The organism is Helicobacter pylori (genome assembly GCF_011140715.1).
Classification (GTDB): Bacteria; Campylobacterota; Campylobacteria; order Campylobacterales; family Helicobacteraceae; genus Helicobacter; species Helicobacter pylori_DA.
This window is the reverse complement of sequence record NZ_SFZZ01000007.1, coordinates 1-15,477: the sequence shown is the minus strand read 5'-3', so window position 1 is coordinate 15,477 and position 15,477 is coordinate 1. Positions and strand designations below refer to the sequence as shown.

Genomic DNA, 15,477 nt, shown 5'->3' with positions numbered 1-15,477 from the left:
AAAAGGCTAACCAGCCCATTTCTAGCTTCGTGCCAAGCCACCAGAATAAAAAGGACACCCCTACGATGGGGGGGGTTGTGTTTGTTTTTGCAACCATTGTTGCGAGCGTGTTGTGCGCGTCTTTGGGCAATCTTTATGTGTTGTTAGGGATAATCGTGTTAATGGGCTTTAGTTTTGTGGGTTTTAGAGACGATTACACTAAAATCAACCAACAAAATAACGCCGGGATGAGTGCGAAAATGAAATTTGGCATGCTTTTTGTCCTTTCGCTTGTGGTGTCTGTTTTATTGAGCCTTAAGGGGTTGGACACTTTTTTATACGCGCCTTTTTTGAAAAACCCCTTGTTTGAAATGCCCACGGCTTTAGCGGTTGGTTTTTGGGTGTTGGTTTTTTTATCCACGAGCAATGCGGTGAATTTAACCGACGGGTTAGACGGCTTAGCGAGTGTGCCTAGCATTTTCACCCTCTTAAGCCTTTCTATCTTTGTGTATGTGGCAGGGAATGCGGAATTTTCTAAATACTTGCTTTATCCTAAAGTCATAGATGTGGGGGAATTGTTTGTGATTTCGTTAGCGTTAGTGGGATCGCTCTTTGGCTTTTTGTGGTATAACTGCAACCCAGCAAGCGTGTTTATGGGCGATAGTGGGAGTTTGGCTTTGGGGGGGTTTATCGCTTATAACGCTATTGTTTCGCATAATGAAATCTTACTCGTTTTAATGGGATCTATTTTTGTGGTAGAAACTTTGTCTGTGATCTTGCAAGTAGGGAGCTATAAAACCCGTAAAAAACGCCTTTTTTTAATGGCGCCCATCCATCATCATTTTGAGCAAAAGGGTTGGGCAGAAAATAAGGTGATCGTGCGTTTTTGGATCATTTCCATGCTGAGTAATTTAGTCGCTCTTTTAAGCTTGAAGGTGCGTTAAAATGAAAATCTCTTTATTGGGGCATGGCAAAACCACTCTAGCCTTAGGGCGTTTTTTTAAAAAAAACCATAACGAAGTCAAATTTTTTGACGATAAATTCACTGCATTTCATAAGGATAGCGAGGGTTTTCTTTGCTACCCTAGTAAGGACTTTAACCCTAATGATTCCCAACTAGAAATAGTCAGCCCTGGCATTAGTTTCATGCACCCTTTAGTCATAAAAGCCAAGCATTTAATGAGCGAATACGATTATATTGACAGCTTGTTTGATTTGGTTTTCACGCCTACGATGATAAGCATTAGCGGCACTAATGGTAAAACCACCACGACAGAAATGCTCACCACGCTTTTAGAAGATTTTAAGGCTGTGAGTGGGGGGAATATCGGCACGCCCTTGATTGAATTGTTTGAAAAACGATCGCCCTTGTGGGTGTTAGAAACAAGCTCTTTTTCTTTGCATTACACTAACAAGGCTTACCCTTTAATCTACTTGCTCATCAATGTCAAAGCCGATCACTTGACTTGGCATTGCAATTTTGAAAATTATTTGAACGCTAAACTCAAGGTTTTATCGTTGATGCCTAAAACTTCGCTCGCTATCCTCCCTTTAAAATTCAAAGAACACCCTATTATTCAAAACTCGCAAGCGCAAAAAATCTTTTTTGACACAAGCGAAGAGGTTTTAGAGCGTTTAGAAATCCCTTCTAACGCTCTTTTTTTTAAGGGAGCGTTTTTATTAGACGCTGCCCTAGCCCTTTTAGTTTATGAGCAATTTTTAAAAATAAAGAATTTAAAATGGCAAGACTATAGAGAAAACGCCCTTAAAAGACTGAACGCTTTTAAAATCGGCTCGCATAAAATGGAAGAATTTAGGGATAAAGAAGGGCGTTTGTGGGTAGATGACAGCAAGGCCACGAACATTGATGCCACCTTGCAAGCCCTAAAAACCTTTAAAAACCAAAAAATCCATTTGATTGTAGGGGGCGATATTAAAGGGGTCAATTTAACCCCCCTTTTTGAAGAATTTAAAAACTATGAAGTAAGCCTTTATGCCATAGGATCAAGCGCTTCTATCGTCCAAGCCTTAGCGTTAGAATTTAATGTTTCTTGTCGGGTTTGTTTAAAGTTAGAAAAAGCGGTTCAAGAAATTAAAAGCGTTTTATCGCAAAATGAAATCGCTTTGCTTTCGCCTAGTGCAGCCAGTTTGGATCAATTTTCTTCGTATAAAGAAAGGGGTGAAAAATTTAAAGCGTTTGTTTTAAAAGATTAAAAGATAGATTAAAGCGCATGCGCCACGACCTCTAATTGTGAGATTTTTTGAAAAATCTCGTTCCGTTCTTCTTCGTTTGAAACTTCCATAGAAACATTGAAGCTATAAAATTTAGCGTTTTTAGAAGTGTTTTTGAATTCCAATTTAAAGGGGCGTTGGTAGGTTTCTAAAAGCTCTTTTAACGCGCTTGTATCGTTAGTGGTCATAATCACCCTATAATCCCAAAGACAAGGGTAAATAATAGTGGGTTTTTCTAAATCAGACGGCACTAAGAAGCTCCTTAAATAATTTAGGAATGGCAATAGGGCTGTATGTAGAGCGGTTGACAAAGCCAAACTTGATTTCTGAAGCAAAGACTTTGAAAGGCTTCATAGGCTCTAAAGAAGCGTTTTGAATGCAATAAATTTCTTGAAAAAGCACCACAAAAACCTTTCTCAATTCTTTAATTTGCGTTCTTATCTCTAAGACTTGTCCAAGGCTTGCGGGGGTGAAAAAATCCGCTTTGATAGAGCGGATAACAAACACGCCTTCTTCATTTTCTGGCAAGACATTTTGTTTAAAAAAAAACTCGCTCCTAGCCCTTTCGCAATATTTCAAATAATTCGCATGATAGACCACGCCTTCAGAGTCGGTATCTTCGTAATATACCCTACAGCGCATTAATTCCCCTTACTTAAATAATGAAACTTTCTTAAAATTATACAATATGTAACCTAACTATAGTATAATCTAGGGGCGTTGCTTTATAATTTTTAGGTATTTTTGAAAGTGGGTTTTTTCTTAAATCTTAAGATCTTTAAAGATTTTAAAAAACTAATACAGCAATAGTTGGACGATTAAGGACATCGCTCTTTAATTTTAATCATTGATAAGGAGTTTGGTAGTTAAGATATGGGTAATCATTTTTCTAAATTAGGATTTGTTTTAGCCGCATTAGGGAGCGCGATAGGTTTAGGGCATATTTGGCGTTTCCCCTATATGACTGGGGTGAGTGGTGGGGGTGCTTTTGTTTTATTGTTTTTATTTTTATCCTTAAGCGTTGGCGCAGCGATGTTTATCGCTGAAATGTTACTAGGGCAAAGCACGCAAAAAAATGTAATAGAAGCTTTTAAAGAGCTTGACATTAACCCTAAAAAACGCTGGAAATACGCAGGGCTTTTGCTTATTTCTGGGCCTTTAATACTGACTTTTTATGGCACTATTTTAGGTTGGGTGCTTTATTATTTAGTGAGTATTAGTTTTAATTTGCCTAACAGTATCCAAGAATCTGAACAAATCTTTAATGATACCTTGCAATCCATTAGGTTACAATCCATAGGGCTTTTTAGCGTTTTATTCATAACCGGATGGATTGTTTCTAGGGGGATTAAAGAAGGGATTGAAAAACTCAATTTGGTTTTAATGCCCTTGCTCTTTGCCACTTTTTTTGGTTTGCTTTTCTATGCGATGAGCATGGATTCTTTTTCTAAAGCTTTCCATTTCATGTTTGATTTCAAACCAAAAGATTTGACTTCTCAAGTGTTCACTTATTCCTTGGGGCAGGTTTTCTTTTCTTTAAGCATCGGTTTAGGGATCAATATCACTTATGCTGCGGTTACGGATAAAACGCAGAATTTGCTTAAAAGCACGATTTGGGTGGTTTTATCAGGGATTTTAATTTCTCTTGTGGCAGGGCTTATGATTTTCACTTTTGTGTTTGAATACGGGGCGAATGTCTCACAAGGCACAGGGTTAATCTTCACTTCTTTACCGGTGGTTTTTGGCCAAATGGGAGCGATAGGCGTTCTTGTTTCAATTCTTTTCTTGCTCGCGCTCGCTTTTGCTGGCATCACTTCTACGGTGGCTTTATTAGAGCCAAGCGTGATGTATCTTACCGAAAAGTATCAATACTCTCGTTTTAAGGTTACTTGGGGTCTTGTAGCACTAATTTTTATCGTAGGCGTGGTGTTGATTTTCTCGCTCCATAAGGATTATAAAGACTATCTCACTTTCTTTGAAAAAAGTCTTTTTGATTGGTTGGATTTTGCCTCAAGCACCATTATCATGCCTTTAGGCGGGATGGCAACCTTTATTTTTATGGGCTGGGTTTTGAAAAAAGAAAAATTGCGTCTTTTGAGCGCGCACTTTTTAGGCCCTAAATTGTTTGCAACTTGGTATTTCTTGCTTAAATACATCACCCCTTTAATTGTGTTTTCCATTTGGTTGAGCAAGATTTATTAAAATATTTGGCATGGGAAAATTTTCTAAATTAGGCTTCATTTTAGCCACTTTGGGTAGCTCTATCGGTTTAGGGCATATTTGGCGCTTTCCTTATATGGTAGGTCATAATGGGGGGAGTGCGTTTGTGCTTTTATACCTAGCGCTAACCTTGAGTTTAGGCATTGCTATGCTTTTAGTGGAAATGCTGATTGGGAATTTGGGTAAAAAAGATGTTGTTTCTAATTATCAAATCTTAGATCCTAAAAGGAAAAAATATTACCCTTTCACTTCTTTTTTTATTTTAGGCGGCCCTCTCATTTTATCCTTTTATGCGGTGGTGTTAGGCTGGGTGCTTTATTATCTTTTTGTAGTAACTTTTGATTTACCTAAAGATTTAGAGCAAGCCAAAATGCAATTTAGCATGCTCCAAAATGGCAGTTTGATCTGGCCTGTTATTGGCTTTAGCACATGTTTATTACCGACGATATGGTTTGTTTCTAGGGGGATTGAAGAAGGGATTGAAAAATTAAATGTCGTGCTGATGCCCTTATTGTTTGTGATTTTCATAGGGCTTTTAATCTATGCGATGACTTTAGAAAGCATGCCTAAGGCTTTGCGCTTTTTATTTAATTTTGAGATTCAAAAGATTGATTTTAAGGTTGTGATGGACGCTTTGGGGCAGATGTTCTTTTCTTTGAGTTTGGGGGTAGGCACGATCATTACTTATTCAGCTTTTACGCCCAAAAAAGAAAATCTATTCAAAAGCTCTTTATTTATTGTCTTGCCCGGTATTTTAATCTCTTTGATTGCTGGGGTGATGATTTTTACCTTTGTGTTTGAATACCATGCAGATGTGTCTCAAGGGCCAGGGCTTGTTTTTATTTCCTTACCTTTGACTTTCGCTAAAATGGGCATGAGCGGGCAGATCGTTTCGCTCTTTTTCTTTATAGCCCTTGTTTTTGCCGGGATCACTTCCACGGTTTCTTTGATAGAGCCTTTAGCGCTTTATCTTATCAATCGTTTTAATTTCTCGCGCACTCAAGCGTCGCTATGGATAGGGATCGTTGTGTATGTTTTAGGCGTTTTAGTCATTCTTTCCATGAATGAACGATACGCTAAGTTTTTGAGCTTTGCGCATAAGAGCGTGTTTGGGTGGCTGGATTTCATCACTTCTTCATTTTTAATGCCTTTGGGAGGCTTGTTTTCAGTCTTATTTGTGGGGTGGGTTTTAAATAAAAAGCGCTCTTTTTTAGCCACGAAGCACTTCTTTAATATAAACGCCTTTAAAGCGTGGCATTTTAGCGTTCGTTTTATCGCGCCTGTAGTGATTTTAGCGATTTTCATCTTGCAATTTAAATGAAAATAAGAAGGCTTAATGAAAAGCGTTTGGCTCTTTATGATTTTTATAGTTTGTCAATTGGAAGGCAAAAAATTTTTGCAAGATAATTTTAAGGTGGATTATAATTACTATTTGCGCAAACAGGATTTACACATCATTAAGACGCAAAACGATTTGTCCAATTCTTGGTATCTCCCTCCACAAAAAGCCCCCAAAGAACATTCTTGGGTGGATTTTGCTAAAAAATATTTAAACATGATGGATTATCTAGGCACTTATTTTCTGCCTTTTTATCATAGTTTCACCCCCATTTTTCAATGGTACCACCCTAATATCAACCTGTATCAACGCAATGAGTTTAAGTTCCAAATTAGTTTTAGAGTGCCTGTATTTAGGCATATTCTTTGGACTAAAGGCACGCTTTATTTAGCTTATACCCAAACTGACTGGTTTCAAATTTACAATAATCCCCAATCCGCTCCCATGCGAATGATCAATTTCATGCCTGAACTCATTTATGTTTATCCTATTAATTTTAAACCTTTTGGGGGTAAAATAGGGAATTTTTCTGAAATTTGGATAGGTTGGCAGCACATTTCTAATGGCGTGGGAGGCGCGCAATGTTACCAGCCTTTTAATAAAGAAGGTAATCCTGAGAACCAATTCCCAGGAGGGCCTGTGATCGTTAAAGATTATAATGGGCAAAAAAATGTGCGCTGGGGGGGGTGTCGTTCGGTGAGCGCGGGGCAACGCCCTGTGTTTCGTTTGGTGTGGGAAAAGGGAGGCCTAAAAATCATGGTCGCTTATTGGCCCTATGTCCCTTATGATCAATCCAACCCTAATTTGATTGATTACATGGGGTATGGTAACGCTAAAATAGATTACAGGAGAGGGCGCCATCATTTTGAATTGCAACTTTATGATATTTTCACGCAATACTGGCGTTATGATCGCTGGCATGGGGCTTTCCGCTTAGGCTATACCTACCGCATTAACCCTTTTGTAGGGATTTATGCACAATGGTTTAATGGCTATGGCGATGGCTTGTATGAATACGATGTTTTTTCCAATCGTATAGGGGTAGGAATACGCTTAAACCCTTAAAAAAGCGTTCTTTTATGCTATAATAAGACTAAAAATTCAAGGGGATCATTCAATTATGAAAATCAGTGTTAGTAAAAACGATTTAGAAAACACTTTGCGCTACTTGCAAGCTTTTTTGGATAAAAAGGACGCTTCTTCTATCGCTTCACACATCCATTTAGAAGTCATTAAAGAAAAGCTTTTTTTAAAAGCCAGCGATTCCGATATTGGACTAAAAAGCTATATTTTTACGCAATCTAGCGATAAAGAGGGCGTTGGCACGATCAACGGGAAGAAGTTTTTAGACATTATTTCATGTTTAAAAGACTCTAATATTGTTTTAGAAACTAAAGATGACAGCTTGGTGATCAAACAAAATAAAAGCTCTTTCAAACTCCCCATGTTTGACGCTGATGAGTTTCCTGAATTCCCTATTATTGAGCCAAAAGTGAGTATAGAAGTCAATACCCCCTTTTTAGTGGATGCGTTTAAAAAAATCGCCCCTGTGATTGAGCAAACCAGCCATAAAAGGGAATTAGCCGGTATTTTAATGCAATTCAATCAAAAACACCAAACCCTTTCAGTGGTAGGCACGGATACCAAAAGGCTTTCTTACACGCAGTTAGAAAAAGTCTCTATCCATTCCACCGAAGAAGACATCTCTTGCATTTTGCCTAAAAGGGCTTTATTGGAAATCCTTAAACTTTTTTATGAAAATTTCAGTTTTAAAAGCGATGGCATGTTAGCGGTGGTTGAAAACGAAACGCACACTTTTTTCACCAAGCTCATTGATGGGAATTACCCTGACTATCAAAAAATCCTCCCTAAAGAATACACTTCTTCTTTCACTTTAGGCAAGGAAGAATTTAAAGAGAGCATTAAGTTATGCAGTTCTTTAAGCTCCACCATTAAACTCACTTTAGAAAAAAACAACGCTTTGTTTGAATCTTTGGATTCTGAGCATAGCGAAACGGCTAAAACCTCTGTTGAGATTGAAAAAGGTTTGGATATTGAAAAAGCCTTTCATTTGGGCGTGAACGCTAAATTTTTCCTTGAAGCCTTAAACGCTTTAGGGACAACGCAATTTGTTTTAAAATGCAATGAGCCTTCATCGCCTTTTTTGATCCAAGAACCCCTTGATGAAAAGCAAAGCCACTTGAGTGCCAAAATTTCTACTTTGATGATGCCAATCACATTATAAAGGCTTGATTGAATGCAAAATTACCAGAGCCATAGTATTAAGGTTTTAAAAGGCTTAGAGGGGGTTAGGAAACGCCCTGGAATGTATATTGGCGATACCAATGTGGGTGGGTTGCACCACATGGTGTATGAAGTCGTGGATAACGCTGTAGATGAGAGCATGGCGGGTTTTTGTGATACGATTAACATCACTTTGACTGAGGGGGGGTCATGCATTGTAGAAGATAACGGGCGAGGCATTCCTGTAGATATCCACCCTACGGAAAAAATCCCCGCTTGCACCGTGGTTTTAACGATATTGCATGCGGGGGGCAAGTTTGATAATGATACTTATAAAGTTTCAGGCGGTTTGCATGGCGTGGGCGTTTCGGTTGTGAACGCTTTGAGCAAACGCTTGATTATGACCATTAAAAAAGAGGGTCAAATCTATCGCCAAGAGTTTGAAAAGGGTATCCCCATTAGCGAGCTTGAAATCATTGGCAAAACCAAAAGCGCTAAGGAAAGTGGCACGACTATTGAATTTTTCCCTGATGAAAGCGTGATGGAGGTCGTTGAATTTCAAGCGGGTATTTTGCAAAAGCGCTTCAAAGAAATGGCGTATCTTAATGATGGCTTAAAAATTTCTTTCAAAGAAGAAAAAACCCAACTGCAAGAGACTTATTTCTATAAAGACGGCTTGAAACAATTCGTGAAAGACAGCGCTAAAAAAGAATTGCTCACCCCCATTATTGCGTTTAAAAGCATGGATGAAGAAACGCACACTTCTATAGAAGTCGCTTTAGCGTATGCTGATGATTACAATGAAAACACTTTAAGCTTTGTGAATAACATTAAAACTTCTGAGGGCGGCACGCATGAGGCGGGCTTTAAAATGGGCTTGTCTAAGGCGATTTTACAATACATTGACAATAACATTAAAACTAAAGAGTCGCGCCCCATTTCTGAAGACATTAAAGAGGGCTTGATCGCTGTTGTGAGCTTGAAAATGAGTGAGCCGTTATTTGAAGGGCAGACTAAATCCAAACTCGGTAGCTCGTATGCGCGTGCGTTGGTTTCAAAATTAGTCTATGATAAAATCCATCAGTTTTTAGAAGAAAACCCTAACGAAGCCAAAATCATTGCCAATAAAGCCCTACTAGCTGCAAAGGCTAGAGAAGCCAGTAAGAAAGCCAGAGAGCTTACAAGGAAAAAAGACAATTTGAGTGTCGGCACCTTGCCTGGAAAATTAGCCGATTGCCAGAGCAAAGACCCTTTAGAGAGTGAAATCTTTTTAGTGGAGGGCGATAGCGCGGGAGGGAGCGCTAAACAAGGGCGCGATAGGGTTTTTCAAGCGATTTTGCCCTTAAAAGGTAAGATTTTAAATGTGGAAAAAAGCCATTTGTCAAAAATCCTAAAATCAGAAGAAATTAAAAACATGATCACGGCTTTTGGGTGCGGCATTCAAGAGAGTTTTGATATAGAAAGATTGCGCTATCATAAAATCATTATCATGACCGATGCTGATGTGGATGGGAGCCATATCCAAACCTTGCTGATGACTTTTTTCTATCGTTATTTACGCCCGCTGATTGAACAAGGGCATGTTTATATCGCTCAAGCCCCTCTTTATAAATACAAGAAAGGCAAGACAGAAATTTATCTTAAAGATGGCGTCGCTTTGGATCATTTTTTAATTGAGCATGGCATCAATTCGGTGGATATTGAAGGGATTGGCAAGAACGATTTGATGAATTTATTGAAAGTGGCGCGCCATTACCGCTACGCGCTTTTGGAATTAGAAAAACGCTACAACTTGCTAGAAATTTTACGCTTTCTCATTGAAACTAAGGACGCCTTAAGCCTTGATATGAAAGTTTTAGAAAAAAGCATTTTAGAAAAATTAGAGGGCTTGAATTATCAGATCTTACGCTCTTTTGCTACTGAAGAAAGCTTGCATTTGCACACGCAAACCCCTAAAGGCTTGGTGGAATTTAACCTAGATGACAACCTCTTTAAAGAAGTGTTGTTTGAAGAAGCGCATTACACTTACCAAAAACTTATGGAATATAATTTAGATTTCTTAGAAGATAAGGATATTTTGGCGTTTTTAGAAGAAGTGGAAAATCACGCTAAAAAGGGAGCGAATATCCAGCGCTATAAGGGGCTAGGCGAGATGAACCCTAATGATTTGTGGGAAACGACCATGCATAAAGAAAACCGCAGCTTGATCAAACTTAAAATTGAAGATTTAGAAAAAACCGATGCAGTCTTTTCGCTTTGCATGGGCGATGAAGTAGAGCCTAGAAGAGCCTTTATCCAAGCACATGCTAAAGACGTGAAACAACTAGATGTGTAAGGGGTTTTGATTAGAACCCCCAAACATTTAACCAAGCAAGAGAGCGTGAATTTAGGGGCTTACTACACGCCCCCTTATTTAGTGGATTGTGCTTACAAGCTTTTAAAAAAGCATGTTGGTATTGAAGACTACACGCTTTTAGACACTGCATGTGGTAATAAAGAGTTTTTAAAACTCCAACACCCTAAAAAAATAGGAGCGGATATTGACCCCAAGTGTGATGCTTTAATAATAAACGCTCTAGTTAATCCTAAAAGAGAAAATTATGGCGTTAGCCAAGATGAGTCTTTAATTATCGTGGGAAATCCCCCCTATAACGATAGAACTTCTTTTGCCAAACAAAAATTAAAAGATAAAAACTTTCATTTTGAGATAGACCATCATTTGAAATCCCGAGATTTAGGGATAAGTTTTTTAAAATCTTTTGCAATTTTAAAGCCGGCGTTTATTTGCGTGTTACACCCTTTATCTTACCTCATCAAAGAAGCTAATTTTAAGCAATTAAAGCTATTTAAGGATCATTACAGGCTTTTAGACGCTTTGGTTGTTTCTTCTAAATCTTTCACTAAAAGTAACGAATTTCCTATTGTGATAGCTTTATATGAGCGAGGGCGAATGGACTATGCAGATATTAGGCGTTTTATTTTTCCAACTGATTGCAATACGACGCTATGCTTAAACGATTTTGACTATATAGCCAATTATGTGGATAAATACCCTAACGCTAAAAAAGTTGATGCATGCGTGGGCTATTTTTTCCCTATGCGAGACATTAACGCTCTCAAACGCAACAAAACTTTTTTAAACGCGCCAAGCGAAAATGCGGTGTATATCAGTCAAGATAAATTGATTTATTACCAATATATCCATTATTTTAAGGAAATCGCCCCTAAAATCCCTTATTATTTTGGTAATTTGGATATTATTATTGATCATTTTGCTTTTTTAGAAATTAAAGACGCTTTTTTAAAAGATAAAAGAGCGCGTTTAGAATATTTTAAAAAATTGTTTCAAGGACACCCTTGTGAGTTTGATTAGGATTGATGATAGTAAAAAAGCGATTGAGGTTTATGTTCCTTTAACTTCCATTTCAGGCAAAGTGCGTGTGAAAATCAGACATGCCTTTAGCGATTATGGCGTTTCAACAGCGACTAGAAAAATCCCTTTTAGTTTAAAGCATTATGTAGAGTGGCAAATCGGTTATAATGCCCCCATTAAAGATAAAGAAAAATTTGAGCTCACTACCCTAAAAGATGAAAAATATCATTTTTTAGGGGCTAATAATAAAGTGAAAACTCTTTATGAATTAAGCGAAATAATTGATTACGCTAAGCAATTAGGTTTAATCAGTTTAGAAAATTTAGAAAATACTTTAAAATATTTAGAAAAACAAAAACAATTTATAGAAGATAATTTCACGATTACAAGAGAAAGATTTAGATTACATCAATTTGGTGGCATGGATTTTGAACTTTCACGCATTTCTTATCCTTTACTCATTCGTTCTTTCAACGATAATCAGTTGAGCGAAATTATTATTAGAGAGCAACAATATGGCTCTAAAACCCAAGCCATGCTGTATTTTTGCTTTTCTATTTTGGAGTTAAAAACCGCTACCCCTTTATTAAATAGAACGGCTGCACTCAAAGAACATGCTTTTTTAATTATCCATAAAACCAACGCTCTCATGTTTTTAGAAATGCTTAAAATTTTTGGGCTTTTAAGCCAAGCGCACCATAACGATGTGTTAAAGATTTTAGAAAAAATACTTCAAAATTAACAATGATACGAATTGTTAAAAAGAGAATGAATATCCAACGCTATAAAGGTCTAGGTGGGATAAAACCATTTATGGGGAATAACCATGCATCAATAAAACGCGCTTCATAAAGCTATAAAAACAAGGTTAGGCTTTAAACTTGTATCGTTTTTCTTTAATGGCTTATGTTATACTAATGAAATACAGATCCAATTGAAGGCATTAAACGACTGCATGGTATTTTTTCATAAGAAAATTATTTTAAATTTTATCTATTTTTTAATGGTTGCTTTTTTATTCCATTTATCCCATGGGGTTCTTTTAAAAGCCGATGAAATGGCTAAAAAGCAAACTTTATTAGTGGGTGAAAGGCTTGTGTGGGATAAGCTCACGCTGTTAGGGTTTTTAGAAAAAAATCGTATCCCTCAAAAACTCTACTACAATTTGAGCTCTCAAGATAAAGAATTGAGCGCTGAAATCCAAAGCAATGTTACCTATTACACTTTAAGAGATGCTAACAACACGCTCATTCAAGCCCTTATCCCTATAAGCCAGGATTTACAAATCCATATTTACAAAAAAGGGGAGGATTATTTTTTAGACTTTATCCCCATTGTTTTCACTCGTAAAGAAAGAACCCTCCTTCTTTCCTTACAAACTTCGCCCTATCAAGATATTGTCAAAGCCACCAATGACCCCCTTTTAGCCAACCAATTGATGAATGCGTATAAAAAAAGCGTGCCTTTTAAACGCCTGGCAAAAAACGATAAAATCGCTATCGTTTATACAAGAGATTATCGTGTGGGGCAAGCGTTTGGCCAGCCGACTATCAAAATGGCAATGGTTAGCTCTCGCTCTAACCAATACTATCTCTTTTCCCATTCAAACGGGCGTTATTATGACTCAAAAGCGCAAGAAGTGGCAGGGTTTTTACTAGAAACCCCGGTGAAATACACCCGCATTTCTTCGCCTTTTTCGTATGGGAGGTTCCATCCTGTCTTAAAGGTTAGACGGCCTCATTACGGCGTGGATTATGCGGCTAAACATGGCAGTTTGATCCATTCTGCATCAGACGGTCGTGTGGGTTTTATAGGGGTTAAGGTGGGGTATGGGAAAGTGGTTGAAGTCCATTTGAATGAATTGCGTTTGGTGTATGCTCACATGAGTTCTTTTGCTAAGGGGTTGAAAAAGGGATCATTCGTTAGAAAAGGACAAATCATAGGCAGAGTGGGAAGCACGGGTTTAAGCACCGGGCCGCATTTGCATTTTGGCGTGTATAAAAACTCCCGCCCCATTAATCCTTTAGGCTATATCCGCACCGCTAAAAGCAAGCTGCATGGCAAACAAAGAGAGGTTTTTTTAGAAAAAGCTCATCGTTCTAAGCAAAAATTAGAAGAACTTTTTAAAACCCATTCTTTTGAAAAAAATTCATTTTATCTTTTAGAGGGTTTTTAATGTCTTATTTTAAGAATATTTTCAATCAAAAATCTTTAGTAGATGATTCTAGTGTGTATTTAGAGCCTTGTTCTAGCTCTAATTTCATAGAATTAAAACGCATGCATTATAATGAAGAGAATACTAAGAAAACATGGGATATTATTAAGTCTTTAGACAGCGTGGCGGTTTTACTCTATGAAAAAGAATCCGATTGCTTTGTGATTGTGAAACAATTCCGCCCAGCCATTTATGCTCGTAATTTTTATTTTAAGCGCGATCAGGATCAAACTATTGACGGATACACTTATGAATTGTGCGCGGGACTTGTGGATAAGGCTAATAAGAGTTTAGAAGAAATCGCTTGCGAAGAAGCGCTAGAAGAATGCGGTTATCAAATTAGCCCTAAAAATTTAGAAACCATAGGCCAATTTTATAGTGCGACCGGGTTGAGCGGGAGTTTGCAAACGCTCTATTACGCTGAGATTAGTGCGGATTTGAAAGTTTCAAAGGGTGGGGGGATTGATGCCGAAAAGATTGAAGTGCTGTTTTTAGAGCGATCAAAAGCTTTTGATTTTGTAATGGATTTTCAATACGCTAAAACCACCGGATTGTCTTTAGCCATTTTATGGCATTTAAAAAAGTTTAAAAATGTTTAAAAGGAATTTTATGTTAAGGCTTTTGATAGGACTTCTTCTAATGAGTTTTATAAGCTTGCAATCAGCCTCTTGGCAAGAACCCTTAAGAGTGAGTATAGAATTTGTGGATTTGCCTAAAAAAATCATCCGTTTTCCGGCCCATGATTTGAAAGTGGGGGAGTTTGGTTTTGTCGTTACTAAACTTTCAGATTATGAAATCGTTAATTCTGAAGTGGTCATTATTGCCGTTGAAAATGGAGTCGCAACGGCTAAATTCAGAGCGTTTGAGTCTATGAAACAAAGGCATTTACCCACTCCAAGAATGGTCGCTAGAAAGGGGGATTTAGTCTATTTTAGGCAATTCAACAACCAAGCGTTTTTAATCGCTCCTAATGATGAAATTTATGAGCAAATCAGAGCGACCAACACTGATATTAATTTTATTAGTTCTGATTTGTTGGTTACTTTTTTGAACGGGTTTGACCCAAAAATCGCTAATTTAAGAAAAGCGTGCAACGTTTATAGCGTGGGGGTGATTTATATTGTAACCACGAACACGCTCAATATTTTAAGCTGTGAGAGTTTTGAAATTTTAGAAAAAAGAGAGCTGGATACAAGCGGTGTTACTAAAACTTCCACGCCGTTTTTTTCTAGGGTTGAGGGCATTGATGCAGGCACGCTAGGGAAACTTTTTTCAGGCAGTCAATCTAAAAACTACTTCGCTTACTATGACGCTTTAGTGAAGAAAGAAAAACGCAAAGAAGTGAGAATTAAAAAGCAAGAAGAAAAGATTGATTCTAGAGAAATTAAACGAGAAATCAAGCAAGAAGCCATTAAAGAGCCTAAAAAAGCCAATCAAGGTGCAGAAAACGCTCCCACTTTAGAAGAGAAAAACTACCAAAAAGCAGAGCGAAAACTTGACGCTAAAGAAGAAAGACGCTATTTAAGAGATGAAAGGAAAAAAGCCAAAGCCACCAAAAAGGCTATGGAATTTGAAGAAAGAGAAAAAGAGCATGATGAAAGAGATGATAGGGAGACTGAAGGAAGAAGAAAAGCTTTAGAAATGGATAAAGGCAATGAAAAAGTCAATGCCAAAGAAAACGAGCAAGAAATCAAGCAAGAAGCCATTAAAGAGCCAGATAATGGAAATAACGCCACCCAACAAGGCGAAAAACAAAACGCTCCTAAAGAGAACAACGCTCCAAAAGAAGTGCCAAAACCAAGCTCTAAGGAGGAAAAACGCCGCTTGAAAGAAGAAAAGAAAAAAGCCAAAGCCGAACAAAGAGCGAGAGAATTT

Annotated in this window: 14 protein-coding genes; 12 read left to right on the top strand and 2 right to left on the bottom strand. The window is 37.7% G+C overall.

Going from position 1 to position 15,477, the window contains the following annotated elements:
- Both mraY and murD read left to right on the top strand, forming a co-directional pair.
- The coding region (gene mraY / locus EWZ81_RS00100) for a phospho-N-acetylmuramoyl-pentapeptide-transferase (protein ID WP_165548452.1) at window positions 1-923 on the top strand (923 nt) is incomplete at its 5' end.
- Between the two features lies 1 nt (window position 924).
- Entirely contained in the window at window positions 925-2,193 is a 1,269-nt protein-coding gene (gene murD / locus EWZ81_RS00095) for a UDP-N-acetylmuramoyl-L-alanine--D-glutamate ligase (RefSeq protein WP_165548450.1), read from the top strand.
- A gap of 8 nt (window positions 2,194-2,201) precedes the next feature.
- Here the strand turns inward: murD and EWZ81_RS00090 are convergent, their stop codons facing one another.
- A complete protein-coding gene (locus tag EWZ81_RS00090) occupies window positions 2,202-2,462 on the bottom strand; it encodes an HP0495 family protein (RefSeq protein WP_025451428.1) in 261 nt (86 codons plus the stop codon).
- Complete coding sequence (ybgC, locus tag EWZ81_RS00085; protein WP_001203800.1) at window positions 2,452-2,853, bottom strand: acyl-CoA thioesterase YbgC; 402 nt, start codon at window positions 2,851-2,853, stop codon at window positions 2,452-2,454. The genes EWZ81_RS00090 and ybgC overlap by 11 nt, the downstream gene beginning before the upstream one ends.
- A gap of 231 nt (window positions 2,854-3,084) precedes the next feature.
- Between ybgC and EWZ81_RS00080 the strand changes: the two genes are divergently transcribed.
- The 10 genes from EWZ81_RS00080 to pgbA form a co-directional block, all read left to right on the top strand.
- On the top strand, window positions 3,085-4,413 hold the full coding sequence (locus tag EWZ81_RS00080; RefSeq protein ID WP_165548448.1) for a sodium-dependent transporter: 1,329 nt from the start codon (window positions 3,085-3,087) through the stop codon (window positions 4,411-4,413).
- A 10-nt stretch (window positions 4,414-4,423) separates the two neighbouring features.
- Complete coding sequence (locus EWZ81_RS00075; protein ID WP_165548446.1) at window positions 4,424-5,752, top strand: sodium-dependent transporter; 1,329 nt, start codon at window positions 4,424-4,426, stop codon at window positions 5,750-5,752.
- A gap of 15 nt (window positions 5,753-5,767) precedes the next feature.
- Complete coding sequence (locus EWZ81_RS00070) at window positions 5,768-6,835, top strand: phospholipase A (RefSeq protein WP_165548444.1); 1,068 nt, start codon at window positions 5,768-5,770, stop codon at window positions 6,833-6,835.
- A gap of 55 nt (window positions 6,836-6,890) precedes the next feature.
- Complete coding sequence (dnaN, locus tag EWZ81_RS00065) at window positions 6,891-8,015, top strand: DNA polymerase III subunit beta (RefSeq protein WP_165548442.1); 1,125 nt, start codon at window positions 6,891-6,893, stop codon at window positions 8,013-8,015.
- 12 nt (window positions 8,016-8,027) lie between these two features.
- On the top strand, window positions 8,028-10,349 hold the full coding sequence (gene gyrB / locus EWZ81_RS00060; RefSeq protein WP_165548440.1) for a DNA topoisomerase (ATP-hydrolyzing) subunit B: 2,322 nt from the start codon (window positions 8,028-8,030) through the stop codon (window positions 10,347-10,349).
- 45 nt (window positions 10,350-10,394) lie between these two features.
- Complete coding sequence (locus EWZ81_RS00055) at window positions 10,395-11,387, top strand: adenine methyltransferase (protein ID WP_165548454.1); 993 nt, start codon at window positions 10,395-10,397, stop codon at window positions 11,385-11,387.
- On the top strand, window positions 11,374-12,129 hold the full coding sequence (locus EWZ81_RS00050; protein ID WP_165548437.1) for a R.Pab1 family restriction endonuclease: 756 nt from the start codon (window positions 11,374-11,376) through the stop codon (window positions 12,127-12,129). Before EWZ81_RS00055 ends, EWZ81_RS00050 begins: the two co-directional genes overlap by 14 nt.
- 213 nt (window positions 12,130-12,342) lie before the next feature.
- The gene (csd3, locus tag EWZ81_RS00045; protein WP_165548435.1) at window positions 12,343-13,563 is read left to right on the top strand and encodes a peptidoglycan DD-metalloendopeptidase Csd3; all 1,221 of its coding nucleotides are present in this window, start codon (window positions 12,343-12,345) and stop codon (window positions 13,561-13,563) included.
- Window positions 13,563-14,201: an NUDIX hydrolase gene (locus EWZ81_RS00040; RefSeq protein WP_165548433.1), complete on the top strand. Its 639-nt coding sequence runs from the start codon at window positions 13,563-13,565 to the stop codon at window positions 14,199-14,201. Before csd3 ends, EWZ81_RS00040 begins: the two co-directional genes overlap by 1 nt.
- Window positions 14,202-14,211: 10 nt before the next feature.
- Window positions 14,212-15,477, top strand: a 1,266-nt coding sequence (gene pgbA, locus EWZ81_RS00035) for a plasminogen-binding protein PgbA (protein WP_165548430.1), incomplete at its 3' end; no start/stop codon positions are given.

What these genes read in the sequence shown, in the direction of transcription:
- EWZ81_RS00080 (WP_165548448.1), top strand. Translation starts at nt 3,085, where the DNA reads ATGGGTAATCATTTTTCTAAATTAGGATTTGTTTTAGCCGCATTAGGG.
- gyrB (WP_165548440.1), top strand. Translation starts at nt 8,028, where the DNA reads ATGCAAAATTACCAGAGCCATAGTATTAAGGTTTTAAAAGGCTTAGAG.
- murD (WP_165548450.1), top strand. Translation starts at nt 925, where the DNA reads ATGAAAATCTCTTTATTGGGGCATGGCAAAACCACTCTAGCCTTAGGG.
- csd3 (WP_165548435.1), top strand. Translation starts at nt 12,343, where the DNA reads ATGGTATTTTTTCATAAGAAAATTATTTTAAATTTTATCTATTTTTTA.
- EWZ81_RS00070 (WP_165548444.1), top strand. Translation starts at nt 5,768, where the DNA reads ATGAAAAGCGTTTGGCTCTTTATGATTTTTATAGTTTGTCAATTGGAA.
- dnaN (WP_165548442.1), top strand. Translation starts at nt 6,891, where the DNA reads ATGAAAATCAGTGTTAGTAAAAACGATTTAGAAAACACTTTGCGCTAC.
- ybgC (WP_001203800.1), bottom strand. Translation starts at nt 2,853, where the DNA reads ATGCGCTGTAGGGTATATTACGAAGATACCGACTCTGAAGGCGTGGTC.
- EWZ81_RS00075 (WP_165548446.1), top strand. Translation starts at nt 4,424, where the DNA reads ATGGGAAAATTTTCTAAATTAGGCTTCATTTTAGCCACTTTGGGTAGC.
- EWZ81_RS00040 (WP_165548433.1), top strand. Translation starts at nt 13,563, where the DNA reads ATGTCTTATTTTAAGAATATTTTCAATCAAAAATCTTTAGTAGATGAT.